Origin of the sequence: Novosphingobium hassiacum, assembly GCF_014196055.1 — a bacterium.
Taxonomy (GTDB): Bacteria; Pseudomonadota; Alphaproteobacteria; order Sphingomonadales; family Sphingomonadaceae; genus Novosphingobium; species Novosphingobium hassiacum.
Genome location: NZ_JACICY010000011.1, coordinates 64,000 through 89,215, shown reverse-complemented (window position 1 = coordinate 89,215; position 25,216 = coordinate 64,000). Strand labels below are relative to the sequence as shown.

At 62.4% G+C, this 25,216-nt stretch carries 21 protein-coding genes and 1 tRNA gene; 5 read left to right on the top strand and 17 right to left on the bottom strand.

The window, feature by feature from the left end; all coding sequences use genetic code 11:
* Positions 1–13: 13 nt before the first annotated feature.
* The 16 genes from GGQ88_RS17575 to GGQ88_RS17500 all read right to left on the bottom strand — a co-directional run bounded on the left by GGQ88_RS17575 (position 14) and on the right by GGQ88_RS17500 (position 18,583).
* Positions 14–448: a DUF2891 family protein gene (locus GGQ88_RS17575; RefSeq protein ID WP_183614769.1), complete on the bottom strand. Its 435-nt coding sequence runs from the start codon at positions 446–448 to the stop codon at positions 14–16.
* Positions 449–571: 123 nt separating this feature from the next.
* Complete coding sequence (cobA, locus tag GGQ88_RS17570) at positions 572–1,387, bottom strand: uroporphyrinogen-III C-methyltransferase (protein WP_183614768.1); 816 nt, start codon at positions 1,385–1,387, stop codon at positions 572–574.
* Positions 1,384–3,897, bottom strand: a complete 2,514-nt coding sequence (locus tag GGQ88_RS17565) for a molybdopterin-dependent oxidoreductase (RefSeq protein WP_183614767.1) — start codon at positions 3,895–3,897, stop codon at positions 1,384–1,386. The genes cobA and GGQ88_RS17565 overlap by 4 nt, the downstream gene beginning before the upstream one ends.
* Positions 3,894–4,235 (bottom strand): nitrite reductase small subunit NirD, encoded by a 342-nt coding sequence (gene nirD / locus GGQ88_RS17560; RefSeq protein WP_183614766.1) that lies wholly within the window; start codon positions 4,233–4,235, stop codon positions 3,894–3,896. Before nirD ends, GGQ88_RS17565 begins: the two co-directional genes overlap by 4 nt.
* A complete protein-coding gene (gene nirB, locus GGQ88_RS17555; RefSeq protein WP_183614782.1) occupies positions 4,232–6,721 on the bottom strand; it encodes a nitrite reductase large subunit NirB in 2,490 nt (829 codons plus the stop codon). The genes nirD and nirB overlap by 4 nt, the downstream gene beginning before the upstream one ends.
* Positions 6,722–6,959: 238 nt before the next feature.
* On the bottom strand, positions 6,960–8,216 hold the full coding sequence (locus tag GGQ88_RS17550; RefSeq protein WP_183614765.1) for an alginate export family protein: 1,257 nt from the start codon (positions 8,214–8,216) through the stop codon (positions 6,960–6,962).
* Positions 8,217–8,269: 53 nt separating this feature from the next.
* The gene (locus tag GGQ88_RS17545) at positions 8,270–9,949 is read right to left on the bottom strand and encodes an ABC transporter ATP-binding protein (RefSeq protein ID WP_183614764.1); all 1,680 of its coding nucleotides are present in this window, start codon (positions 9,947–9,949) and stop codon (positions 8,270–8,272) included.
* A 14-nt stretch (positions 9,950–9,963) separates the two neighbouring features.
* Positions 9,964–10,872 (bottom strand): ABC transporter permease, encoded by a 909-nt coding sequence (locus GGQ88_RS17540; protein WP_343057269.1) that lies wholly within the window; start codon positions 10,870–10,872, stop codon positions 9,964–9,966.
* A 116-nt stretch (positions 10,873–10,988) separates the two neighbouring features.
* Positions 10,989–12,395, bottom strand: coding sequence for a CmpA/NrtA family ABC transporter substrate-binding protein (locus GGQ88_RS17535; RefSeq protein ID WP_183614762.1), 1,407 nt, complete (start codon positions 12,393–12,395; stop codon positions 10,989–10,991).
* Between the two features lie 211 nt (positions 12,396–12,606).
* Complete coding sequence (locus GGQ88_RS17530; RefSeq protein WP_183614761.1) at positions 12,607–13,827, bottom strand: ABC transporter substrate-binding protein; 1,221 nt, start codon at positions 13,825–13,827, stop codon at positions 12,607–12,609.
* The gene (locus tag GGQ88_RS17525) at positions 13,827–14,405 is read right to left on the bottom strand and encodes an ANTAR domain-containing response regulator (RefSeq protein ID WP_183614760.1); all 579 of its coding nucleotides are present in this window, start codon (positions 14,403–14,405) and stop codon (positions 13,827–13,829) included. Before GGQ88_RS17525 ends, GGQ88_RS17530 begins: the two co-directional genes overlap by 1 nt.
* A gap of 115 nt (positions 14,406–14,520) precedes the next feature.
* Positions 14,521–14,742 carry a hypothetical protein gene (locus tag GGQ88_RS17520; protein WP_183614759.1) on the bottom strand — a complete coding sequence of 74 codons (222 nt, stop codon included), beginning with the start codon at positions 14,740–14,742 and terminating at the stop codon, positions 14,521–14,523.
* A gap of 114 nt (positions 14,743–14,856) precedes the next feature.
* A tRNA-Cys gene (locus GGQ88_RS17515) sits at positions 14,857–14,930 on the bottom strand.
* 83 nt (positions 14,931–15,013) lie between these two features.
* Positions 15,014–16,399: an RNB domain-containing ribonuclease gene (locus GGQ88_RS17510; protein ID WP_183614758.1), complete on the bottom strand. Its 1,386-nt coding sequence runs from the start codon at positions 16,397–16,399 to the stop codon at positions 15,014–15,016.
* Between the two features lie 22 nt (positions 16,400–16,421).
* Positions 16,422–17,234: a crotonase/enoyl-CoA hydratase family protein gene (locus GGQ88_RS17505; RefSeq protein ID WP_246386244.1), complete on the bottom strand. Its 813-nt coding sequence runs from the start codon at positions 17,232–17,234 to the stop codon at positions 16,422–16,424.
* A gap of 149 nt (positions 17,235–17,383) precedes the next feature.
* The gene (locus GGQ88_RS17500; protein WP_183614757.1) at positions 17,384–18,583 is read right to left on the bottom strand and encodes an LL-diaminopimelate aminotransferase; all 1,200 of its coding nucleotides are present in this window, start codon (positions 18,581–18,583) and stop codon (positions 17,384–17,386) included.
* A gap of 184 nt (positions 18,584–18,767) precedes the next feature.
* On the opposite strand from GGQ88_RS17500, the gene GGQ88_RS17495 reads away from it, so the two are divergent.
* The 3 genes from GGQ88_RS17495 to clpS all read left to right on the top strand — a co-directional run bounded on the left by GGQ88_RS17495 (position 18,768) and on the right by clpS (position 22,259).
* Positions 18,768–20,675 (top strand): PHA/PHB synthase family protein, encoded by a 1,908-nt coding sequence (locus GGQ88_RS17495; protein WP_246386241.1) that lies wholly within the window; start codon positions 18,768–18,770, stop codon positions 20,673–20,675.
* A 149-nt stretch (positions 20,676–20,824) separates the two neighbouring features.
* A complete protein-coding gene (locus GGQ88_RS17490) occupies positions 20,825–21,694 on the top strand; it encodes a phasin family protein (RefSeq protein WP_183614756.1) in 870 nt (289 codons plus the stop codon).
* A 169-nt stretch (positions 21,695–21,863) separates the two neighbouring features.
* Positions 21,864–22,259, top strand: coding sequence for an ATP-dependent Clp protease adapter ClpS (gene clpS, locus GGQ88_RS17485; protein ID WP_246386238.1), 396 nt, complete (start codon positions 21,864–21,866; stop codon positions 22,257–22,259).
* A 20-nt stretch (positions 22,260–22,279) separates the two neighbouring features.
* Here the strand turns inward: clpS and GGQ88_RS17480 are convergent, their stop codons facing one another.
* A complete protein-coding gene (locus tag GGQ88_RS17480; RefSeq protein WP_183614755.1) occupies positions 22,280–22,681 on the bottom strand; it encodes a hypothetical protein in 402 nt (133 codons plus the stop codon).
* Between the two features lie 199 nt (positions 22,682–22,880).
* Between GGQ88_RS17480 and lptF the strand changes: the two genes are divergently transcribed.
* Together lptF and lptG are read left to right on the top strand one after the other, a co-directional pair.
* Positions 22,881–24,125, top strand: a complete 1,245-nt coding sequence (lptF, locus tag GGQ88_RS17475; RefSeq protein WP_183614754.1) for an LPS export ABC transporter permease LptF — start codon at positions 22,881–22,883, stop codon at positions 24,123–24,125.
* Complete coding sequence (gene lptG / locus GGQ88_RS17470) at positions 24,115–25,215, top strand: LPS export ABC transporter permease LptG (RefSeq protein WP_183614753.1); 1,101 nt, start codon at positions 24,115–24,117, stop codon at positions 25,213–25,215. Before lptF ends, lptG begins: the two co-directional genes overlap by 11 nt.
* The last annotated feature ends 1 nt before the right edge of the window (position 25,216 follow it).

The following is a 25,216-nucleotide window of genomic DNA, read 5'->3' as shown; positions in this document are numbered from 1 at the left end:
CTGCTTGAACTCTTCAGTATGCTTGATCATCTCGTCGATCTCCTGCTGCGAGCTTAAAACGCTCAGGTGACCGGCGCAAAACCGTTACAAGTCCATGCAGCATCAACAACCAAGCCCAGCCATAGGGCCGCTCAAATGTGCGCGCTGCTGGACGATCCAGATATGCGCGCTCTGCCTCCACCTTGTCAGAGGTAAAGGCATCGGCGAACAACGCGTCAATCGCCGAAGCCTCCGGCAGCTCGGGGTATAGCTGTCGGATGCGGGCGAGCAGCCAATAGCCATGGACGCAGCTATGCCAGTCGTAGCTGCCGAAAAAGATGGGATGCATTTGCTGCAGACTGTAGCCATCCGTTTCTGCTGCCATGACATGGTCGGCCTTGTGTGGATAAGGACGTGTCACATGACCCAAGGCGATACGGGCGAAACTTGCTGCGCGGACGGGTGACATGACAATCCTTGAAACAGGGCGTGCAACTCTTGGCACGTAGGTCGCAATGATCTGAAATGGAAACTGTCTTGGCGAGACCTCGTATATTTGCCCTTCGTTCAGGCCATTGGCGGTCTGGTCGCTCTAAACAGCCTTGGCGCTTTGATCGGCCAGCTTGGCATATTGCTTCTGTCGAACGTGTTTAGGCGGGGGATATTCTCCAGCAGGCGCTGCACGCTGCATGGCTCTGCCAATCAACAGCAGCGCAGGGCCTTCGCCCAGCGCGGTGCGCGCCGCGAGTGGCAGCAGGTCGAGCCGTGAATGGAATTGGCGTTCCTGCGGCAAGCTCGCAGATTCGACCAGAGTGACGGGCGTCTCAGGCGCCAATCCTGCCCGTATCAAACTGCGAGAGATTGTCCCTGCCGCCGCTTTGCCCATGTAGATAGCCAACGTCGCATCGGGATCAGCCAAGGCCTGCCAATCGAGGTCCAGTTCCTCGCCAGCACGCGCATGCGCCGTCACAAACACCAGCTTTCGCGCCAGCCCGCGCAGGGTGAGCGACAGGCCCATGCTTGCAGCCGCTGCGCTGGCCGCCGTTACGCCGGGACATACTTTCACCGGTACACCCGCCAGACGACAGGCCTCAAGCTCCTCGGTCGCACGGCCGAAGATCGAGGGATCACCGCCCTTCAGCCGCACCACGCGTTCGCCACGCAGTGCTGCGTCAACGATCATCCGGTCGATCGTTCGCTGATCTTTCGAATGCCGCCCCGAGCGCTTGCCAACATGAACCAGGCGCGCGGCTTGCGGCACCATGTCGAGCACTTCGGGACCGACCAGAGCGTCGTGAAAGACCACCGTGGCGGTGCGGATCAGTCGTTCGGCCTTGCGCGTCAGAAGTTCGGGGTCGCCCGGACCTGCGCCAACCAGCCAGACCATGCCTGCGGGGAAATCGGTCATTGTGCCATCTCCGTCAGTTCTTCGTTCGATGTGCGCAGCAGTCGGGCGATAGCCGGTCGGCAGGACCCGCAATTGGTGCCGGCCGCGCACGCTTGGCCAACTGCAGCGACGGTGCCCGCGCCGCTCTCAATCGCAGCCAAGATCTGGTTTGCGCCGATGCCGTGACACACGCAGACCATTGCACCGCGATCAGGCGCAGGTGTGCTGGGCCGGGCGGCGAGCATTTCTGGCACCGGCAAGAGAGCACTGCCTAACTGGCCGGCGATCCAATCGCGGTCCGGCAATTGCCCGCCGCGCGTGACGTAAAGCCCGGCAGCAAACGCGCCGTCGCCATCAAGCACGGCCACGCGCCGCATGCCGCGCACCAGATCAACCGCTTCCACCCGGTCGCCATGAGGCAACAAAGCCTCGGCATCCACCGCGCCATTGCCCGCCAGTTCGTGCAACCAACCACCTGCGACGCGTGATCGGCTCCACCACACCAGACCGGACGGCGTCACGGCCTCTGCGCTCACCAGGAATGCGCGCCATTCGCTTGGCACCGGCGCTATTCGGCAGGCATTGTCCTTGAAGCCGGGTTGGCCCGATATGGGATCGACAGCCTGATCGAGCAGGAGATTGCCGCGGCCTCCGCTAGCCATCGCATCGGTCCAATGCATTGGTACGAACGCCTGGCCCCGCGCCTGTGCATCGGTGACACAGACGCGGAAAGTCGATTGGCCACTGGCGGTCATCACCATCGCCAAAGCGCCATGTACGACGCCCGCTGCCACCGCATCGGCGGGATGCACTTCGAGCAATGGCTCGCGCCGATGCTGCGACAAAGTTGGCGCCAGGCCGGTGCGCGTCATGGTGTGCCACTGATCGCGATAGCGTCCGGTGTTCAGCCGCAGAGGGAAATCGGGATCGAACGCGCGCTTGCGCGCTTCCACCGAAACGTGCCGCATCTCGCGCCCCGCCATCGGATGACGGCCACCCCAGATAAACGGCTCCATTGCCTCATATTCGGCGTCGGAAACTGCGGCCTTGGCCGTAAGGTTGAGCACTTTTCCGTGCTTTACCGCAAGCGCAGTCATTGCAGCATATTCGCGAAACACGCCTGCCGCAGACTGCCACGCAAAAGCATCGCCGTGGCCCAGTCGTGCGGCCACATCGGCGATGATGGACCAGTCGGCGCGCGCTTCTCCGGGTGCGGCGAACAGCGCGCGCTGGCGACTGATCCGACGTTCGGAATTCGTAACCGTCCCGTCCTTTTCACCCCAGCCGAGCGCGGGCAGGCGGATGTGCGCAAACCTGGCGGTATCGGTATCTGCGATGACATCGGACACGACCACTGTTTCACACCGCGCCAGTGCCTCGCGCACAAAGCCCGCGTCGGGCATCGATACGGCCGGGTTCGTGGCCATCACCCACAGGAACTTGATGCGGCCTTCGTGCACGGCACGGAACATGTCTACGGCCTTGAGTCCCGGCGCGGCGCTCAGTCGATCGGTCTGCCAGAATGCAGCGACATCGGTGCGCTCTGCGTTCGAAAATCCGAGATGGCATGCCAGCATGTTGGCAAGCCCGCCCACCTCGCGCCCACCCATCGCATTGGGCTGTCCGGTCATCGAAAATGGTCCCATGCCCGGCGCGTTGATGCGGCCTGTGGCGATATGCAGGTTGATGATGGCGTTGCCCTTGTCGGTGCCCGCAACTGACTGGTTTGCGCCCATCGAGAAAACCGTAACCATGCGCGGATTTTCAGCCACGATGTCGGCCAGAGCGGCGAAAACGTCAGGCGACACACCATGCTCGCTGGAGTGATCATCGCCTGGCGCCAGCCCTCGCCGGACCATGTCGTCCAGCAGCGCACCGAACAAAGCCACGTCGCCATCGGGCAGGACGGGCACGTGCAAGTCTGCTTGTTCGGCAGTTTCGGTCCGGCGCGGATCGATCACCACGATCTTCGTGCCACGCGCTTCACGTGCTGCTTCGATCCGCTGCCAGATCACAGGGTGACACCATGCGGTATTCGAGCCCACCAGCAGGATCAGGTCCGCCTCGTCGAGATCGTCATATGTGACGGGCACGATGTCTTCGCCAAAGGCTCTGGTATGTGCTGCCACGGCGCTGGCCATGCACAGGCGTGAATTGGTATCAATGTTGGCGCTGCCGACGAAGCCCTTCATAAGCTTGTTGGCAGCATAGTAGTCTTCGGTCAGCAGTTGCCCCGAGACGTAGAACGCCACGCTGTCCGGCCCGTGGCGTTCGATGCAATCGCGCATTTTATCCGCGACGGCCTCAAGCGCAGTATCCCAGCTGACTTGCTGATCGCCCAGCATCGGGTGCAGCAACCGCCCTTCCAGGCCTACCGTTTCGCCAAGGTGCGTGCCCTTGGAACACAACTTGCCAAAGTTGGCGGGATGGACCGCATCACCCTTGATCGTGACCGACCGTGCCCCCGTCACCGTGGCGCGAATGCCGCAGCCGACCCCGCAATAGGCGCAAGTGGTACGGACCTCTTTCACGCCGCGCGCTTGCCCACAACGGCGGAGCGCAACAGGTAAATCCGCCCGGCGTCCACCCGCAGCGGGATCGTCGGCACGCAACCTTTGTCCTCGCCCAACGCTTCTCCGGTCTTCAGCGAGATGTTCCAGTTGTGGAGCGGACACGCCACGACATTGCCGTGAACGATCCCCTGCGAAAGCGGCCCCTGCTTGTGGGGGCACTTGTTGATCAGCGCGTAGAATTCATTGGCCTGCGTGCGGAACACCGCGATTTCATCGCCGCCCAGCACGGGCAAAGTGCGCGCAGTGCCGGGTGTGATCTGGTCTACCGGACCGATATCGAGCCAATCGCCGATCATTGTGCGGCCTCCAATTGAAGCGGACGAACTTGCGCCATATGCTGGTGCAAATCGGCATCCTCACCTGCAACGCGCTGTGCCCACGGATCATCCTGACAGAAGGTCTGGGAATACCGGAATCTGGCCGCGAGACGCTTTACCGTGTCAGGCTGATCAAACAGTCCGGCTTTGATATGATCAAGTCCGACGCGCTCGATCCACGGTGCGGTTCGTTCAAGGTAATGCGCCTGTTCGCGATAGAGCTGAATGAACGCAGCACAGAGTTCCATTGCTTCGTCTTCAGTGATTACCTTGCACAGAAAATCGGTCGCGCGGACCTTGATCCCGCCGTTGCCGCCAACGTGCAGTTCGTAGCCTGAATCCACGCAGACGACGCCGAAGTCCTTGATCGTGGCTTCCGCGCAGTTGCGCGGGCAGCCGCTGACTGCGATCTTGAACTTGTGCGGCATCCATGACCCCCAGGTCATCCGTTCCAGCTTCACGCCAAGCCCGGTCGAGTCCTGCGTGCCGAAGCGGCACCATTCGGACCCGACGCACGTCTTCACCGTACGCAGTGACTTGCCGTAAGCGTGGCCCGAGACCATTCCGGCCGCGTTGAGGTCGGCCCATACGGCGGGAAGGTCCTCTTTCTTGATCCCGAAAATGTCGAGCCGCTGACCGCCGGTGACCTTAACCATCGGCGCGTTGTATTTTTCGACCACATCTGCGATCGCGCGCAATTCCCTGGGGTTGGTGAGCCCACCCCACATGCGCGGGACCACCGAATAAGTGCCGTCTTTCTGAATGTTGGCGTGCATCCGCTCGTTCACGAAGCGGCTTTTCTGATCGTCGACATATTCGCCCGGCCACGCGCAGAGCAGATAGTAATTGAGGGCGGGACGGCATGATGAGCAGCCATCGGGCGTGGTCCAGTGCAGTTCCTGCAAGACCTGCGGGATCGCGCGCAGATCTTTCTCGAGGATCAGGCGGCGCACATCGTCATGGCTGAAGCTGGTGCATTTGCACATCGTCTTGGGGCCGGACTGAACCGCACCGCCAAGCGTCGACGCCAGCAGGCTTTCGACAAGCCCGGTGCAGCTGCCGCAGCTGGCCGAAGCCTTGCAGGTGCTGCGCACCGCATCGAGGCTGCATGCGCCCCCGTTGATCGTGGCAACGACCTTGCCCTTGGTAACGCCGTTGCAGCCGCAGATTTCTGCGTCGTCTGAAAGTGCTGCAACGGCGGCATTAGGGTCCAGCAAGGCGCCCCCGGAAGCGAAAGCCTGGCCGAAGATCAGCGCCTCTCGAATGTCGGAAATATCCTCGCCCTTGCGCAGGAGATCGAAGTACCACGACCCATCAGCGGTATCGCCATAGAGCACCGCGCCGACTAGCTTGTTGTCCCTGACCACCACGCGTTTGTACAGCCCGCGCGAAGCATCGCGCATGACGATGTCTTCCGCACCGTCACCGCCGGAAAAGTCGCCTGCCGAGAACAGGTCGATGCCTGATACCTTCAGCTTGGTAGAAGTCACCGACCCTTCGTAGCCTGAAGGCTGTTCGCAGGCTTGATCGGCCAGCGCGCGGCACATGTCCCACAGCGGTGCGACAAGGCCGTAGCAGTTACCGCGATGCTGGACGCATTCGCCCACCGCCATGACCGCAGGATCGCTGGTGACCATGTGATCGTCCACGACGATGCCGCGCTCGACCTCAAGGCCCGCCGCCCTGGCAAGCGTGGTGCCGGGACGGATACCCACGGCCATGACCACGATGTCGGCGGCGAATTCACGCCCATCCTTGAGGCGCACCGCCGAAACATGGCCATCGCGCCCGACGATTTCGGCAGTGTCGCCGCCTGTCACGATGGTCTGGCCGCGCCGCTCCAGTTCGGTCTTGAGCAGGTAGCCCGCGGCTTCGTCGAGTTGACGCTCCATCAGCGTCGGCATCAGGTGAACGACGGCGACCTTCATGCCGCGAAGCGAGAGGCCATGCGCTGCCTCAAGCCCGAGCAGGCCACCGCCGATCACCACTGCGCTGCCGCCCTTTTCGGCGGCGCTCAGCATCTTGTCGACATCATCCAGATCGCGGAAAGTGACCACGCCTGCCAGGTCCTTGCCCGGCACCGGAATGATGAACGGATCGGAACCGGTGGCGATCAGCAGGCGGTCGTAGGGCTCAACGCGACCTGACTTTGCCACGACGGTTTTCGTGGCGCGGTCGATCGAAACAACGGGATCGCCAGCAACGAGCGTGATCGCGTTTTCGGCGTACCAATCGTCGCCGTTGATGATGATGTCTTCGAACGCCTTTTCACCAGACAGCACCGGCGAGAGCATGATGCGATTGTAGTTCACGCGCGGCTCGGCACCGAAGATCGTTACATCGAACCGGTTGGGGTCGCGGGCCAGGATTTCTTCGACCGCGCGGCATCCGGCCATGCCGTTGCCGATCACCACGAGGCGTTCGCGCAAGTGGGGACGCACGCTGGCGGACCGGTCCTCTTCCATCAATGTTGTGGGCGCGTTCACTTGGACTTTTCCTTGCCAGACGCGCGACACAAAAAAGCCGCCCGAACGCATCCCGATTGGGAAGGTCTGGGCGGCGACGTTGCCACGCAAAGTTGATTTGTCAGGCCTTGCGACAATCCACCCGACACTGGGCGGCGCAAAGACCTTCGTTCACTTGGCTAACCGATTCGGCGGCTGCACTGCAAGTTTTATTTTGCAGTGCAGCACGAAGGAGCGATCAGAACGCAACTTCCGCCTGTAGCCACAGGATGCTTTTGTCCGCGCCGAATGCCTTGGCATTGTAATCGGCGTACTTCAGCAGCATGCCGACATTGCTGACCTTGAAGCCCAGGCTGGCATCCCATTCCGTGCCGTACTTGATGCTGCCACGGTCGCTGCGGAATTCATGATATACGACGGTCGCGTTGAGGCCCGGCAGTGCCTTGACCTTGGGAAACACCTTGGCGAGCGAGGCGTATGTGTCCTCGAGCCCAGCTGCGGGCGTGGTCAGGAACAGATCGGCCCAGCCATTGAACTTGTGCAGCGTGGCCAGCGGTGTCTGGAACGATTTGCCGGGCGTCCGCGCCGCGCCCAGCTTTTCGTAGCCGCCCGTCAGGGTAAAGCCCTTGGCGGCAAGACCCAGTTCGCCTGCCACGTAGTCCGCCTCGAACGCTACAGGGTTCGATCCGAAGCCGGACTGGCGGGCGTAGCTTGCCAGCATGTTCAGCTTCACCGCTTTCGAAAGCGGCACGCTGCCCACGATGCGCCCGCCATAGGTCTGCGAGGAACTGGCAAAGGCAAAAGCCTCGTCATAATCGAGCAGGTAGGAGAACGCCTTGGCGGTCAATGGCCCCACTTTCGCGCTTGCCCCCAGAAACACGAAGTCGCCGTCCATGCTCCGGCGTGGCCCGGCCTCGGAACCGAAGATCGAATCCTGCTGGATCGCATAAGTGCCGTCGAGAGTGACCGGGCCGAAAGCCGCTTCGGCGCGCACGGCATCGAAGGTCTGCTCGTTCTGCCGCCAGCCGACCGAGCCGACAAAGCGCTGGTCATCCAGATTGATCCGCTGGCGCCCGACTGTCAGCGCAAAGGCCTTGGTCCGGTACTGCACCTGCAGCCGGTTGAGATCGATGCTTTCGGGATCGGGAACCACCGAAAATCCGGGACGGCGTTGCGCCGAGCCAGGCACCGCGAACGGAAATGCATTGTAGTCGTTCTGGATACCCAGCGTGCCTTCTGCCTCGACCAGGAACGACAGGTGTGAAGGGGCATGCTTGACCTCGAAGCCTGCACGCAGCCTGACGGTCACAGCGTCGGCATCGAGCGTCGGCTGATCCACCGCTTCATAACGCAGGCGCGCGTCGATGATCGGATCGAACGTGATGTCCTCGCTCACCGGAACCGGCGCGCCGAACGGCTTGTCCGCTGCAAAAGCAGGATGCGCGAGTGCGACCGGCGACGCGAGCAGCGCCGCCGCCAGAATACGTGTCTTCATGTTTTCCCTCCTGAATTGACCCCTGAGGCCGATCAGGCATCCTCAAATTTGCGTCAGGCCGCCTTGTCGGTCGGTCCGTGATCGTATTCGGCGAGGAAGCGCAAAACCTCCTGCCGGTAGGCGTAGAAATCCGGATGCCGCAGCAAAGCCTTGCGGTCGCGCGGACGCGGCAGATCGATCTTCAGGACCTTGCCGATGGTGGCATTTGGGCCATTGGTCATCATCACCACGCGGTCCGCCAGCAGGATGGCTTCATCCACGTCGTGCGTGACCATGATCGCGGTCACCTTGGTGCGGTTCCACACCTCGACCAGCACGTCCTGCAGGTCCCACCGGGTCAGGCTGTCGAGCATGCCGAACGGTTCATCGAGCAGCAGCAAGCGCGGGCTAAGCGCAAAGGCGCGCGCGATGCCAACGCGCTGGCGCATGCCGTTCGACATTTCCGCTGCCATCTTGTCCATCGCATCGGCAAGACCAACGCGGTCGAGATAGTAGTCCACGATTTCACGGCGTTCAGCGCGCGTTGCGTGCGGATAAACCCGCTCAACCCCCAGCGCCACGTTCTGCCGCGCGGTCAGCCACGGCATCAGGCTGGGTGCCTGGAACACCACCGCCTTGTCCGGCCCGGCCACGTCGATCTCGCGGTTATCGAGGATGATACCGCCCTTGCTGATCGCGTTGAGGCCTGCTGCCATCGTCAGCACGGTCGATTTGCCGCAGCCCGAGTGGCCGATCAGCGAGACGAACTCGCCCTTGTCCATCATCAGGTTGAAGTCCTCGACCACGGTCAGCGGACCCTTGGGCGTGGGGTATATCTTGTTAAGCTTCCAGAACTCCATGTAGCGCCGCGTCGCGCCCTTGCGTGCGGCGTCCTGATAAGCCTTGGGGGGCGGTGCAAGATCGAGTGGCGTAACATTGGGCAAGCTGCCGTACTCGCTGCCCTTCGCCGCCTTTTCGCCTGCCAGGCCGCCGAGGTAATTGACGATTTCTGTGCGCAGCGATTGAAACGCCAGGCTGTCGTTCACCGCTTCGCGATCGCGCGGACGCGGCAAGGTGACGGGGAAGATCCGCCCGATGCGGGCGGAGGGCGCAGGCGTCAGCACCGCCACCCGGTCTGCCAGCAACAGCGCCTCATCCACATCGTTGGTGACAAGGATGATCGTGCGCTTTTCCTCTTCGCGGATGCGGTCGATCTCGTCCTGCAGCTTGGCGCGGGTGAGGGCATCGAGCGCCGAGAGCGGCTCGTCCAGCAGCAGGATTTCCGGCTCCATCGCCAAGGCGCGCGCCACCGAAACGCGCTGGCGCATCCCGCCTGAAAGCTGCGCGGGCTTGCGGTCCATCGCATGGCCAAGACCGACCAATTGCACTTTCTGGCGAACCAGATCAGCGCGGGCCTGTTTGCTGCGATCCTTGTGCACAGAGTCCACCGCCAGCGCGACATTCTGCTCGACCGTCAGCCATGGGAACAGCGAGTAGGACTGGAAGACGAGGCCGCGATCCTTGTCCGGGCCGGTGATGGGCTGTCCGTGCAGCAACATTTCGCCCGCATCGGGTTCCACCAAGCCAGCGACAGCCGAGATCAGCGTGGTCTTGCCCGCTCCGGAAAATCCGAGGATCGCGATGAACTCGCCCTCCTCGACATCGAGGTCGATACCGCCAAGAACTTCGGTCGTGCCCCCAGCTTTGCCGGTATAGCTTTTGCGCAAGTTCTTGAGCGAAAGGATCGTGGCCATGGCGTGGACCTCCTTCAGACGTTGCGGTTGCGGCTGACGAAAGCCTGCAGGGCCATCATCACGCGATCGAGAGCAAAGCCGATCAGGCCGATCACCACGACCGCCACCATGATCCGGGCCAGCGACTTTTCGGAACCGTTCTGGAACTCATCCCACACGAACTTGCCAAGGCCCGGGTTCTGCGCGAGCATTTCCGCCGCGATCAGTACCATCCAGCCGGTACCCAAGGACAGGCGCATGCCGGTAAAGATATAGGGCAGCGACGAAGGCAGGACGAGCCGGGTTAGCCGCGCAAACCACCCCAGACGAAGCACCCGACCCACAGCGATAAGGTCCTTGTCGATGCTTGCCGTGCCGATCGCGGTGTTGATCAGCGTGGGCCATAGCGAACACAGCATCACGACGACGGCCGAGATGATAAAGCTCTTGGCCAACGTCGGATCATCGCTGGTAACCGACGCCGAAACGACCATCGTCACGATCGGCAGCCAGGCGAGCGGACTGACCGGGCGCATCACCTGAACGATCGGGTTGATCGCGGCATTCACACGTTTCGACATGCCCGCAACAAGCCCCAGCGGGACCGCAACGATGCTTGCCAGGACAAAACCTGCAGCGACTGTTTCGAGCGACGTAAAAATCTGGTCCACGAATGTCGGCGGCCCGGTGTAGCCGTATCCCGAAGCAATCGACTCGCCTTCGGCCACACGCGCCGCCGCATTCTCTTCCATCAAACCGCCGAATGCAGTCCATACATCGCCCGGCCCCGGCAGGGTGCCGAGAGAGGTCTTCACCAGTGGCGCGAGCAGTGCCCAGAGCAGCACGAACCCACCGATCCCGACCAGCGGAGGCCACAGCTGTTCAAACACCGTTCGGCCCGCGGGCAACTTGATGCCGAACGGAAGTTTCAGGGAAGTGGTCACGGGGGTTCCCTCGGGAGTGGGGAGGAGAGACATGCTCTCCTCCTTGTCCGACGCTGCGATTGGGAGGAACTCGTCCTTGCGAAGTGGAACGGCGTTCATGGGCCTAACGTCCTGTCTTACTTGACGCCCGCAGGCGTAACCTTCTGGCCCGGCTTCAATCCGATGGTGAACCCGGCGGCATAAGCTGCAGGCTTGTGCGCATCGAATGGCACGCCATCGATTGCCTTGCGGGTATAGACGCGGAAGCCGTCGGTCTTCGGGAACTGATCGGCGCTGGCCTTGCCGTCGGCGACGAGCGACTGGGCGGCGGCTTCGTACAAGTCCGGGCGATAGACCGACTTTACCGTGTCGAGATACCACTGGTCTGTCTTGTCTTCGGCGATCTGGCCCCAGCGCCGCATCTGCGTCAGATACCAGATACCGTCGGAATAGAACGGATAACTGGCCTGTTGATCGAAGAACAGGTTGAACTCGGGCGTATTGCGCGTGTCTCCGGCGCCGAAGGTGAACTTGCCGGTCATCGAGGCCATCAGCACCTTTTCATCGGCACCGACATACTTGGAACTGGCCAGCAGCTTGACCGCTTCAGGCCGGTTCTTGCCACCCTCGGCATCGAGCCACATCGACGCGCGGATCAGCGCGCGAGTAAGCGCCTTGACCGTGTTCGGGTTCTTCTTGGCGAAGTCTGCGGTCAGACCGAACACCTTGTCGCCCGTGGTCCCAGCAATGTCGGGATCGACGATGACCGGCACACCGATCTTCTTGGCGACCGATGCTTGGTTCCATGGTTCGCCCACCGAATAGCCATTGATCGTGCCCGCTTCCATCGTGGCGGGCATCTGCGGCGGCGGGGTGACCGAAAGCTGCACGTCTGCGCCGGTCACGCCAGCGGTGTCAGCCGGAAGGTAGTACCCGGGGTTCAGCCCGCCTGCTGCGAGCCAGTAGCGCAGGACGTAGTTGTGCGTGGAGACGGGGAACACCATGCCCATCTTGAACGGCTTGCCCTCGGCCTTGAACTTGGCGACGACAGGCTTGAGCGCGGCGGCCGATATCGGCATCTGGACCTTGCCGTCCGAGCCCTTGGGCAGGGTCGGCGCGATCATGTCCCACACCTGATTGGAGACGGTCACGCCCTTGCCGTTGATGTCGAGCGAGAACGGCGTCACCAGCGGCACCTTGCTGCCGATCCCGGCGCTCGCAGCCAGCACCTGGCCCGCCAGCATGTGCGCGCCGTCCAGTTGGCCGCCGGTCACGCCATCGAGAAGCACTTTCCAGTTGGCTTGCGGTTCAAGCGTCACCGTCAGGCCTTCCTCGCGGAAGAAGCCCTTTTCCTGCGCCACGACCAGCGGGGCGATATCGGTCAGCTTGATGAAGCCCAGCTTCAATACGGGCTTTTCGATACCGTTGGCCGAAGCGACTGGCTTTTCAGCTGTGTCCGCGCTCTTGCCGCAGCTCGCCACAGCGATCCCCGCCAGCAGTGCTGCGATCATGCCCTGACGATTCATGCTCCAACGTCCACTCATCCGAACCACCCCTTGCTCGGCGCAAACAACAAAAAAGCCGCCCGAACGCATCCCGATGGGGAGGTCTGGGCGGCGACGTTGCCACGCAATGAAACTGAAAGCGGAGTGAAGCCAAATCCCGCCCAACTTTGGACAGCGCTTCATCTGCTGGAACCAAAGCTATGTGATTCCCCCCCGGTTGAGCAAGCGCTTTTTGCACCGCAGCAGAATTTTAGTCTCGCGCCTGCATTTTCACGTACTCGGCGAGGTGGCTTGGGTCGAACACCTTTCTGTCAAAAAAGCTGTTATTTTCCAAAGTTATAAGGCCCTGCTGCATCGACACGGAAGTCGGCCCCGCAAGGCTTCCTTCCACCTTCGAACTGGCCCCCGGCAGCGGATCGTTTGTGCCCAATAGTGCGCTGCGGTATACATCTGGACGGAACACGCGGGCGGCAAGACGCGCTTCATCGGCATCGTAGCCCGCCCCATCCCAACGCACCATCTGGCTGTAAAGCCACTCTGCTTGACTTACCCAGGGGAAGTTCGCCGCTTCACGGTGCTGGAACATGAAGTCGGGGTATTTCAGCACTTCGCCGCCGCGTGCCAGAAGCAACTGGTCCGAAATTGCCCGTCGGATGAGCCCTGCATTGCCATCGAGATATTCAGGCCGCGCGAGAATCGCCGCGTTGACATCGTGATTCGCCGGATCAACGAAATGTTCGCCCGCTTTGCGCAAGGCACGCACCAGCGCCTCAACATCGCCGCGCCGCTCTTCCATGACCGGTTCTCGAAAGGCGAGGACCTTTTCCACGCCCCGACGCCAGATCTGCGCCGTCGCCAAAACGATCTCGCCTGCTCCGCGCTCTACCGCCACACTGTTCCAGGGCTCGCCCACGCAAATTACGTCAACCTCGCCGGATTCCAGCGCATCTGCGCAAAACGGCGGCGCCACCGTGGTAATTTCCACATCGACGTCGGGCCGGATTCCGCAAGCAGCGAGCCAGTAGCGCAGCATGTAATTGTGGCTGGAATAGCGGTGGACGACACCGAAACGCAGCGGACGGCCAAGCGTTGCGAGACAGGTCTTCAGCGCCGCGCCGACTGTTGCCGGATCGCCCAGCCCGCCTGCCGGGTTCACTTCTCGCGCCAGATCGGGTCGCATGGTCACGGCATTGCCATTGAGACCGAGGACGAAGGGCACCGACAACGACTGTGCCGGACGTCCGCGCCCCAAAGTGGTGGCGATGGCCAGCGGAGCAACCATGTGCGCAGCGTCGCTGTGGCCATAAAGCAGGCGGTCGAGCACCGTGGCCCAACTCATGTCACGCACGAGCCGCAGGCTCAGGCCTTCGTTCTCGGCAAAGCCGTGTTCGCGCGCGAGAATTGGCAGACAGGCATCGACCAGGGGAAGAAAGCCGATGGTGAGTTCGCCATGAGTCTTTCCTGGCGGCATCACTTCCCTCCCATCAATTGGTGTGCGGTGACGACCGCCTCGGCGATGTCGGCAATGCGCTTGCCCTGATTCATCGCCGTCTTGCGCAGTTCGGTATAGGCCTGCGGTTCGGTGAAGCCGCGGCTGTCCATCAATATCCGCTTGGCCTTGTCGACGACTTCACGGTCGGCCAGTTTGCCCTTGGCCTCGGCAAGGTCCGACTGGAGCCGGGCAAAGGCGTGGAAGCGGCGCACGGCAAGATCGAGGATCGAGCGGATGCGGTGCGGAGCAAGGCCATCGACGACATAGGACGAGACGCCTGCATCGACCGAGGCGGCGATTGATTCAGCGTCGCTTTCATCGACGAACATCGCGATCGGGCGACCCAGCACGCGGCTGACGGCGAAGTATTCCTCCAGCACATCGCGCGAGGGGTTTCCGAGATCCATCAGCACGATGTCGGGCGCGATCTCGCCGATGCGGGCGACGAGGCCGCGCCGTTCGGTCACCACGAAGATCTCACAATCTTCCAACGTGGCGAGCCCTTCGCGGATCACCGCCGCGCGGGTGGCGCTTTCATCGACGATCGCAATCCGCATCGCGCTGCGTAGTGCGCGGCGCTCAAGGGAGATTCAAGGCAATTGTGAGTTTTATGAGCTCCCTTTTGCCTCGAAGGGCATTTCTACCGCTTAAGGGCACGGTTGAAGTTGCTCCCTATCGGGCGAGCTCGTCCCACGCTGGCAACAAATCCGGCGAAGCAGGGCCGCACCCAGCCGTGAGCAAATACGCGCAGGGTTTGGCCGCCATGAGTAAATCGTTCTTGATCTTTTCGAGCCGTTCCTGCGCGACCGACCGGAAGGCGTTCGTGGGGGCAATCGACTTGGCGATCTTGCCGAGCTTCGCCTGCTCAACCATGAGATAGAGGCCATCGCGCATCAAATAGGCCGGATAGGGGTGGCAAAACCCGGACCCTCACGGTCGATTTTATCATAAAAACCCGCAGAAAACAGCCGTTTAGCGAACGTATTCGGACGTCAGCGAACGGTGTAATGGAGGCCCGAGCCGGAATCGAACCGGCGTAAACGGATTTGCAATCCGGTGCGTAACCACTCCGCCATCGGGCCTCGATCGCAGGTGCTGCGTGGTTCGAGGCGGTTAGCCCGAACATGACTGTGCCGCAAGGGTTCTTGAGACGGTCGGCGGGAATTCAGCCTGTGGGTGCGAATATCAGGCGGCGGCTTGCCGTGTCGGCGCTATCAAGGCGCAATTCGACGCGAGCGCCGGGGGCAGCGCCGGGCAACTTCACGCGGGTTATTACCGGCAGATCGACCAGCTGCACGCGCGCCGATTCGCCATCGAGGTCGGTAACGCACGCGGCAAATCGCTCGCCCTCGCGGCCCTGCAGCATGACCACCTCGGCAAGGTCGATGACCGCGCGTTCGATCACGCCCGATGTGGCATCGGCCTTGGCCATCACTGCCGGCAGGCGGCGGAAGGCGTCCTCGACCTCGTCCGGCACCGGCTTGCCATTGGCCACCGCCAAAGTCGCACGGATCACATGGCGATCGGCCAGCCTGCGCAGCGGCGCTGTCGCATGCGCATAGGTTGCCGAAATCGCCTCGTGCCAAGGCGTCACCCCCGGAATCCATGGCGCATAGCCCGCACCGTTTCCGGCCCTCCGCACCGCCAGCATGAACGCGGCGTGGTGCGGGTTCGTCGGATCGAGCGTTCGTTCGAAGGCCTTGAGATCATCGCTCTGCGGCCAGTCTAGCCCCAGTCCGGCAGCGGTCGAACGCAACCGCGCCATCGCTTTCGCGGTCGGCCCGGCCATGACCCGGAACAGCCCGGTCCCCGCCTGCTGAAGCGCCGCTGCAATCGCAAGGTTTGCCGCGAGCGAGAGCGCGGCGTTGTGCTGCTCGGACGGCAGCAGCGGGCGGAACGCAAGGCCGTAGCGCCCGTCGCCCAGTGCTTCCACTTCCTGCTCGGGCGGATCGACGCGCACCGCGCCACGCATCTTTTCGGCTGCGTCCATGCGCGCTGCGAACTCTGCAAACGCAGGGGGCAGGTCGGCAGCGGTCACCGCATCGTAAGCCAGCTTGGCGCGGCTGCGGATCAGCGCGCGCTCGGCGCTGTCTAAAGTGGCTTCGCCGTCGGGACGCAGGCGCACGGTAAAGATCACCGCCGGGCGCGGGCCACCGGGCAGCAGGCTCGCCGCACCCTCCGCCAGCACCGGCGGGTAGAGCCCCGCCTTGCCATCGGGGAGATAGATCGTCGTCCCACGCCGCCACGCTTCGACATCGATCGCATCGCCGTCGTCGACGAACCACGCGACATCGGCGATGGCGTATTGCAGGATCAGGTCCGCACCGGACGGCTCGATCCAGAACGCCTGATCGAGATCGGTCGAGGTCGCCGGGTCAAGCGTCACGAACGGGACTGACGAGCGATCGGCATGATCGATCAAGGGCCGCGCGGCAGCACGCGTCGCCGCCTCCAGCACTTGCGGCGGGAAACCGGCGGGCACCTGATACTGGGAACGGATCGCGGCGAGCCCGTGTGCGAGCACGCCGTGCGGATCGTGAATAGCCTTCATCGCCGCACCCTACCCTGCACGCTCACGGATCGACAAATTCAGGCGCGCGTCGCTCCATCCCGGCGCGCACAGCCTCCATCTGGTTGCGTGAGAACATCAGTTCATGCTGCGCCATCGATTCGGCCATCAGTACGCCATCGACGTCCATGTCGGGCGTGCGGTTGGAGAGCGACTTGGCCCCGCGCACCGCAGTCGGGCTCTTGCCCGCGATTTCGTGCGCCAACGCCAGCGCGTCGGCCAGTGGATCGGCGCTGGTGCGGGTCGCAAAGCCGAATGCGACAGCCTCCTCGCCGCTGAATTCGCGGTGGGTGTAGGTCAGTTCGCGCAGCACATCGTCGCGCACATTGCCGCGCCACAGAACATAGCCTGCCATGTCGGGCACCAGACCCCACTTGACCTCCATCACCGCCAGACGCGCGTCGGCGGCGATCAGGCGGATGTCGGCACCGCTGGCGACCTGCAACCCGCCCCCGAAGCACACCCCATGGACCGCCGCGATCACCGGCATAGGCAGCTTGCGCCACACCATGGCCGCCTGTTGCGGGCGGTTGGCGTTGCCATGCGTGCGCTCGGTCAGGCCACCGCCCTCCCAACGCTCGGTCTTGCCCATGCTCGACAGGTCGAGCCCCGCACAGAATGATCGTCCCGCGCCCGACAGTACGACACAGCGCACGCCCTTGGCATTGTGCAGATGATGCCCGGCCGCGATGATCGCCTCGAACATCGCATCGTCGAGCGCGTTCATCTTGTCCGCCCGGTCGAGCAGGACGTGCGCGACATGACCATCGAGGGTGATGGTGACGCGATCGTGAAAGTTCATCGGGTAAGTGTTCATGACCGGGATCCGCTGGTGACTGTCAGAGCGATGGTGCCGCAGCGCAGCCGCGCGGTCCAGCTTCCTCTATGGTCGCCTGCCTTGAAATGCGAACGGCCCCTCCCGCATAATAACAGGAAGGGCCGTCGATCAGCGCCACGTATCAGGGGTCAGGCAGCAGACGTGTTGACGCCCATGCTCTGCAGGTAACGCTTGATGTTGCGTGCAGCCTGGCGCAGGCGCTGCTCGTTCTCGACCATCGCGATGCGCACATAGCCCTCGCCATCCTCGCCATAGCCGACGCCCGGAGCGACCGCGACTTCGGCATGGGTCAGCAACTGCTTGGAGAATTCGAGGCTCCCCAAGTGCATTAGCGCAGGCGGAAGCGGTGCCCATGCGAACATCGACGCCTTGGGGCTCGGGATTTCCCACCCGGCGCGCCCGAACGCCTCGACCATCACGTCGCGGCGCTTCTGATACAACTGCCGGTTCTGCTCGACGATATCCTGCGGCCCGTTGAGCGCAGCGCAGGCCGCCGCCTGGATCGGTGTGAACGCACCGTAGTCAAGGTAGGACTTCACCCGCTTGAGTGCCGCGATCAGATGCGGGTTGCCGACGGCAAAGCCGACGCGCCAGCCCGCCATCGAGAACGTCTTGGACATCGAGGTAAACTCGACCGCGACATCCTTGGCGCCGGGCACCTCAAGGATCGATCGCGTCGGATTGCCATCGAAATAGAGCTCGGAATAGGCGAGGTCGGACAGGATCCAGACCTTGTTCTCCTTGGCCCACGCCACCAGCCGCTCATAAAACGCCAGGTCCACCGTTTCGGCGGTAGGGTTCGACGGATAGTTGACGATCAGCACCGACGGGCGCGGCACCGAGTACTTCATCGCACGCTCGAGCGAATCCCAATAGCGTTCGTCCGGGGTGGTCGGCACCGAACGGATCGTCGCGCCTGCAATAATGAAGCCGAAGGTGTGGATCGGGTAGCTCGGGTTGGGCGCCAGCACCACATCGCCCGGCGCGGTGATCGCCGTGGCAAGGCTGGCGAGGCCCTCCTTCGATCCCATCGTCATCACCACTTCGGTCTCGGGATCCAGATCGACCGCAAAACGGCGGCTGTAGTAGTTCGCCTGCGCCTTGCGGATGCCGGGAATGCCGGATGACGCCGAATACCCATGCGCGTCGGGCTTGCGCGCCACCTCGCACAGCTTGTCGATAACATGCGCTGGCGGCGGCAGGTCGGGATTTCCCATACCGAGATCGATGATATCCCGGCCGCTGGCGCGGGCGGCCGCTCGCATCGCATTGACTTCGGCGATGACGTAGGGCGGCAGGCGCTTCATGCGGTAGAATTCTTCGTCCACGGGCGGGTTCTCGTTGATTGAGGCGGCAATATCGCCGCTTGGCAGCCCTTACGCGAATTGGTCACGCGTGGAAACATCCCCGTAGAAACATCATTGTCGCATTGCCCTGCAACGCCAAGTCTGGGCTAACAAGCTTGCGTCGGCGGTGTATAGTCGCTGCGTCGCACGGGCATAAGGAACAGACATGACGGACAAGACGGGGAAGACCGACATGGCTGGCAAACCGGACATGGCGAGCGTCGATGCCGTCGTGTTCGAAGACCTGTTCCGCCAGCAGGGCGAAGCGATGCGCGCGATGTTCGCGCCACTGATGCCAGCCGGCACAGCCGCCGTCGCGGCCCCCGACCCTGCCGATCTGCAGCACTGGGCGATGTCTGCGGCCAAGCTCCAGAAGATGTGGCTCGATTACAGTGCCGAGCAGTCCGGGCATTTCGAACCGATGCTCGCCCGCTTTGGCGATATAGGTAAGTGGACCGAAACGTTCATGTCGATGGCAGGCCAATTGCCCATCGCGCAGGCCGAGACGCAGGCAAGACTCTGGAGTGAGGGCATGGCGCTGTGGACCTCGGTCCTTGGCCAGTTCACTCCCGGAACCGCCACACCCACCGCCCCGGCCTTGCCCCGCACCGACCGACGCTTCGCCGACAAGCGCTGGCACGAACAACCGGCCTTCGCGCTGATCCACCAGACCTATCTGCTGCTGTCTGAAAAGCTGCAGCACATGGCCGATGAGGCGCAGGGTCTCTCGCCCGAGCGCAAGGAGCAGCTGCGCTTCGCCACGAAGATGCTGACCGACGCGCTGTCGCCCGCCAACTTCCCACTGACCAACCCGATCGTCATCGAACGCACGATGGAAACCAAGGGCGAGAATCTGGTCAAGGGCGCCGAGCACCTGATCGAGGACTTGCGCAAGGGCCAGCTCACCCACACCGATCCGCTGGCTTTCGAGCTTGGCCGCAACATCGCGGTCACCCCCGGAAAGGTCATTCATGAAACGCCGCTGTTCCAGTTGATCCAGTACACGCCGACGACCGACGAGGTGTTTTCCACACCGCTCTTGATCTTCCCGCCGTGGATCAACCGCTTCTACATCCTCGACCTCAACCCGCAGAAAAGCTTCATCCGTTGGGCCGTCGCGCAAGGGCTGACGGTGTTCGTCGTGTCGTGGAAGTCGGCCGATGCCGCGATGGCCGATGTGGTTTGGGACGATTACATCCGCAGCCAGATCGAAGCGATCGACCACGTGCGCGACCGGCTGAAGGTTCCTGCCGTACACACGATCGGCTATTGCGTCGCGGGCACGACGCTTGCGGCAACGCTGGCGATTCTGGCGCGACGCGGACAGGCCGACAAGGTCGCCAGCGCGACGTTCTTCACCGCGCAAGTTGATTTCGACGACGCGGGCGAGTTGCGTAATTTCATCGACGACCGCCAGTTGAAGATGCTCGATCAGTTAAGCACCGACGGCTATCTCGACGGACGCATCATGGCCGCGACATTCAATGCGCTGCGGGGGTCCGATCTTATCTGGAACTACGTGGTCAACAACTACCTGCTCGGGCAGGACTATCCGGCATTCGACCTGCTGCACTGGAACGGCGACACAACCAACCTGCCGTCAAAGTGGCACAAGGCCTACCTTTGCGATCTCTATCGCGACAACCGCCTTGTGATCCCCGATGCACTCGAAGCCGATGGCACCCCGATAGACCTGCGCCGCATTGCGGTACCCTGCTATATCCAGGCCGGGCGCGAGGATCATATTGCGCCAGCGAACAGCGTGTGGAAATTGACCCGGCACCTGTCCGGATCTTGGCGCTTTGTACTCGCAGGGTCCGGTCACATCGCCGGCGTCGTCAACCCGCCCGAGGCCGGTAAGTACCAGTATTGGCTGAATCCCGACGATCCTGCCACTCTGGAGGAATTCGTGAGCGGAGCGACGGAGACCAAGGGCAGCTGGTGGCCCGATTGGGCAAAGTGGATCGCCGCGCTGGCTCCCGCCAGGGTTGCCTCGAAAGGCAAGCGCGTACCGGGCGGCAAGGGTAATAGGGTGATCGAGGACGCCCCGGGCCGCTACGTCCGTAGCCGCTAGGCTAACACATCGGATTACGACCATTTTGGAAATGGTGCAGTGCACAATATTCTTGACAAAACGCGCCGCAGCACTATTTTGTGCACTGCAGCAAGATTGAACCGCGTCTGAGTTGGACCGGCGACAGCTTGCAAGCAGGAGTCGCGAATATGGTTGATGAAGTGAAGGACAGCTTGGCCGAAGCCACCCCTCAGGTGGAACCGACCGAAGCACTCCCGCAGGTTCCGGCCGTCGAAGCGGCTGCGCCGGAAGCGGCAGTTGTTCCTGAAGTGAGCAAGCCTAAACGCGGCCGTCCGGCAGGCACCACCAAGGTGAAGGCTGATTCGGTCAAGGCGCTCGAGGTCGTGTCCAAGGCTGCCAAGCTGCCTAAACCCGCCAAGACCACCAAGTCCGTAACCCCGGCAAAGACCCTGACCAAGGCAGGCCCCGCGAAGAAGCTCCCCGTAGCGACTTCGCCCGTGCTGCCAGCGGTGAAGTCAGCGATCAAGCGACCTTCCACCGCGATTTCACGGCCCAAGATTGCGTCCGTGAAAGCTAATCCCAGCGTGAAACCATTCGTCGGCACGGCAAGCGCTCCGACGACCAGGAAGGAACTGTTCGCCATGGCTACCACCCCCACCGAATACACCGAAAAGATGCAGGCAGCATTCAAGGACGCCCAGGAAAAGGCCAAGGCCGCTTTCGGTGACGTCGGCTCGTTTGCAAAAGGCAACGTCGAGGCAATGGTCGAATCGACCAAAATCCTCGCAGCCGGCCTGCAGGACATGACCAAGGGTTATGTCGAAACCAGCAAGTCTTCGGTCGAAGCAATGACCGCCGACGTCAAGGATCTGGCCGCGGTGAAGTCGCCGACCGAATTCTTTGAAAAGCAGTCGGCGCTGATGCGCAAGAACTTCGACGCGGCCGTTGCTGCCAGCTCGAAGAACAGCGAAGCGATGCTCAAGCTGGTCAGCGAGGCTTTCCAGCCGATCTCGACCCGCGTCAGCCTTGCTGTCGAAAAGATCAAGCACGCAGCCTGATCGCTAGAGTGCGATCGATCGCCTGATCGCGCACCTGCAGTTAGACGGACCGGAAGGCTTTGGCCCTCCGGTCCGTTTGCCGTTGACCAGCCTCGCATCGGTTTCCGACCACCTTTCACCTCGGTGCCTCTTGTCCAAAGCGGTACGCGATGCGATATTGGCGTTCATCATGAGCATCGATCGCCCTGCCCTGCCGGACCTGTCCGCTGTCACCCGCTGTGTCGGGCCACGCTGTGCCGGTGACGATGATTCGCGCGATCCCGGCGGCAACGATCAGCTTGGCGTCGCGACCAAGACACGCGCCAAGCCGAAAAAGCCCAGCATGTTCAAGGTGCTGATGCTGAACGATGATTACACCCCGATGGAATTCGTGGTGATGGTCCTCAAGCGCTTCTTCCACATGGATCTGGAGCAGGCGACGCGGGTGATGCTCCACGTCCACCAGCGTGGCGTCGGCGTGTGCGGGATTTTCCCCTATGAAATTGCCGAGACCAAGGTCAATCAGGTGATGGATTTCGCCCGGCAGAATCAGCACCCACTGCAGTGCACGCTCGAAAAGGCTTGAGCGCGTAGCGGGATACCAGGTTACGCCGCGCGCTTCGCCTCTGCCGCATGCCGGGCAACCGCTCTCAGCAACGCCGCCAGCCATGCCATTGCAAGGCTCCGTGCATCACGCGAATGCGCGCCCGCACTGCCTTCGGGGACGACTTGTGCGACGAAGGATCCGTCCTTCAAACGCCCGCCAGTAAAGATCGCGGAGCGCGGTATCAGTGCGATCGCAGCGCTTTCGAAGGCACCGACTTCCACAAGCAGATCAATGCCTTGACTGTCCGAGCTCAGTTGGGGCACGACGCGAGCGAAAGCTTCGCGCTGTTGCGCGGGATGGAGTTGCTCGCACCATTGTGCCAGTCCATCCAGAGCATCCGGATCGACCGATTCGATCGAGAAGGATGTCCACCATTCGGCACGGGTTGCCTCGTATGACACGCTCGATATCTCCTGCTTGCTTGGGCAGATCGTATATCTTTTTCTATAGCTTATCTATAACCTTCGTTAGGTTCATGCCGCTTGCCTGCTTTTTCCTTCCCCGAGCGCGGCGTTCCCGCTAGTCCGGCAAGTCCCGATCAAGCCGTCGCCAATCAGATCGTATGCCCAACAAAAGCCTGAAGATAGCCAACCCACCCTCGTGAAATTTCTCACCGCCACCGACCGCTACATCGCCCGGCTCGTTTTCGTGCCGATGCTGTCCGTGTTCGTGCTCGCCGCGTCGCTGCTGATCCTCGACAAGATGCTCAAGCTTTTCGATTTCGTGGCGACACAGGGTGGCCCGGTCAGCGTCGTGTTCAAGATGCTGGCTAACCTCTTGCCCGAATATGCCAGCCTCGCGATCCCGCTGGGGCTCATGCTCGGCATCCTTTTCGCATTCCGCAAATTGGCGACGAGTTCGGAACTCGATGTGATGCGCGCGGTCGGGCTGTCCTACACCCGCCTGCTGCGCGTTCCGTTCATGTTCACGATCGCGCTTGCCGCTTTGAACCTGGCGATCGTCGGTTACCTCCAGCCGCTGTCGCGTTACTATTACGAACAGCTCCAGTTCGACCTGCGCTCTGGTGCGCTGGGCGCATCGATCAAGGTAGGTGAGTTCAATTCGCTGCAGGACCGGACCGCGCTGCGCGTCGATTCGAGCCGCGACGAAGGGCGTGATCTGCGCGGAATCTTCGCGCGCATCCAGACCGGCAACGAGCAGGTCATGGTCATATCCGCGCGCGAAGGCCGCTTTTTTGCAAACCGCGAAAGCCCGGATACGATCATCCTGCGTCTGACCGACGGCCAGATCGTGCAGGACGGCCCCAAGATCGCCTCGCCCCGCGTGCTCAGCTTCGCCAGCCACGATCTGCCGATCGATCTGCCCAAGATCGAGCAGTTCCGCCAACGCGGCGACGCTGACCGCGAGTACTTCCTGCCCGAACTGCTCAAGATCGGCTGGAACGACCGCTCGTCCGAAGAATTGCGCAACCAGACAAGGGCCAGCCTCAACTTCCGCCTCGTCGAGGTGGTCATGATGTTCTTGCTGCCGTTCCTCGCGGTGGCACTCGCCGTGCCGCCCAAACGCTCGACCTCGGCTCTCGGCGTCTTTCTGTCGATCGTGATGGTGGTCGCCTATCACAAGGTCAACCAATACGGGCAGGACGTGGCCGCCCTCGGCCGGGTCGATCCGGTGCTTGCCTTGTGGGGGCCGTTCGTCGCCTTTGCCGCGCTGATCGTTTGGATGTACTGGCGCATCGCCTACGTCCCCGGCGGTCAGCCGATCGGCGCGCTCGAAACCGGTTTTGCCAGGATCTCACGCTCGATCGGCAAGCTGTTCAAGCGCAAGCGCCTACCCGACGAGCCTGTCGCCGATGACAGCGAGGACGCAGCTCATGCAGCTTGAATTCTTCCCCTCGCGCACGCTTGCCACCTACATCGGCAAGATGTTCGCGGTGCGCATCGTCGCCGTGCTGCTGATGCTGGTGCTGGTCCTGCAGATGCTCGACCTGCTCAGCGAAAGCGGCAAGGTGCTCGCCGCTCCGGGCAATGGGCAGGGCGAGTTACTGACCTACGTCTCGCTGCGCATTCCGCAACTTGTCAGCCGATTCCTGCCCTATTCAGTGCTGCTCGCCACGATCATCACGCTGATGACGCTGAACCAGAACAGCGAAGTCGTGGCGATGAAGGCCGCAGGTCTGTCCGCACATCAGGTGCTTGCGCCGCTGTTCCTCGTGGCTGCGGTGACCTCGGCGGTCACCTTCGTGTTCAACGAGCGCGTGGTCACGCGATCGACGTCCACACTCAAGGCGTGGCAGAACGTCGAATACGGCCCGATCCCAGTCGAATCGGCGATCAAGAACAACGTCTGGCTGCAGGACGGTCCTAATATCCTCTACGCCCGCGCGGTGACGGGTCAGGGCAAGGACATGCGCATGACCGGCGTCAGCTGGTACCGCCGCGACCCCACCGGCATGGTCACCGAAATCGTGACCGCGCCCGACGCCACTTTCGCCAATCCCGGCTGGACCTTCCGCCAGCCGGTGATGTTCGACGTGCAGAGCGCGCGCAAGACGGCGTCGGCCAGTGATCAGGTCTTTGCCAAGGCGGTCGAGCCGGTGCAGGTCGTGATCAGCAAGGTCGACGCCGATGCCGAATCGCTGACCGAGCTGTCCGACTCGATCGCCGCGATCCGCGAAGCCGGGTTCCGCACCACCGAGATCGACGGCAAATGGTGGCACAAGCTGTCAGGCCCATTGTCGGCACTGCTGATGCCGCTGCTAGGCGCCGTCGCAGCGTTCGGGCTTGCCCGCTCGGGTCACCTGTTCGTGCGCGCAGTCATCGGCATGGCCCTCGGCTTTGCCTATTTCGTGTTCGACAACGCCGCGCTCGCCATGGGCAACTTCGGCGCTTATCCGCCGTTCCTTGCGGCCTGGGCACCGTTCGTGCTGTTCGCGTTGATCGGCGAGACCGTCCTCATTCGCACCGAAGAGTGAG

Bases quoted from the DNA above. Each gene is read 5' to 3' on its own strand.
- GGQ88_RS17575 (WP_183614769.1), bottom strand. From the start codon at position 448: ATGTCACCCGTCCGCGCAGCAAGTTTCGCCCGTATCGCCTTGGGTCAT.
- cobA (WP_183614768.1), bottom strand. From the start codon at position 1,387: ATGACCGATTTCCCCGCAGGCATGGTCTGGCTGGTTGGCGCAGGTCCG.
- nirD (WP_183614766.1), bottom strand. From the start codon at position 4,235: ATGATCGGCGATTGGCTCGATATCGGTCCGGTAGACCAGATCACACCC.
- nirB (WP_183614782.1), bottom strand. From the start codon at position 6,721: ATGGAAGAGGACCGGTCCGCCAGCGTGCGTCCCCACTTGCGCGAACGC.
- GGQ88_RS17550 (WP_183614765.1), bottom strand. From the start codon at position 8,216: ATGAAGACACGTATTCTGGCGGCGGCGCTGCTCGCGTCGCCGGTCGCA.
- GGQ88_RS17545 (WP_183614764.1), bottom strand. From the start codon at position 9,949: ATGGCCACGATCCTTTCGCTCAAGAACTTGCGCAAAAGCTATACCGGC.
- GGQ88_RS17535 (WP_183614762.1), bottom strand. From the start codon at position 12,395: ATGAGTGGACGTTGGAGCATGAATCGTCAGGGCATGATCGCAGCACTG.
- GGQ88_RS17530 (WP_183614761.1), bottom strand. From the start codon at position 13,827: ATGCCGCCAGGAAAGACTCATGGCGAACTCACCATCGGCTTTCTTCCC.
- GGQ88_RS17525 (WP_183614760.1), bottom strand. From the start codon at position 14,405: ATGCGGATTGCGATCGTCGATGAAAGCGCCACCCGCGCGGCGGTGATC.
- GGQ88_RS17520 (WP_183614759.1), bottom strand. From the start codon at position 14,742: ATGCGCGATGGCCTCTATCTCATGGTTGAGCAGGCGAAGCTCGGCAAG.
- GGQ88_RS17510 (WP_183614758.1), bottom strand. From the start codon at position 16,399: ATGAAGGCTATTCACGATCCGCACGGCGTGCTCGCACACGGGCTCGCC.
- GGQ88_RS17505 (WP_246386244.1), bottom strand. From the start codon at position 17,234: ATGAACACTTACCCGATGAACTTTCACGATCGCGTCACCATCACCCTC.
- GGQ88_RS17495 (WP_246386241.1), top strand. From the start codon at position 18,768: ATGACGGACAAGACGGGGAAGACCGACATGGCTGGCAAACCGGACATG.
- GGQ88_RS17490 (WP_183614756.1), top strand. From the start codon at position 20,825: ATGGTTGATGAAGTGAAGGACAGCTTGGCCGAAGCCACCCCTCAGGTG.
- clpS (WP_246386238.1), top strand. From the start codon at position 21,864: ATGAGCATCGATCGCCCTGCCCTGCCGGACCTGTCCGCTGTCACCCGC.
- lptG (WP_183614753.1), top strand. From the start codon at position 24,115: ATGCAGCTTGAATTCTTCCCCTCGCGCACGCTTGCCACCTACATCGGC.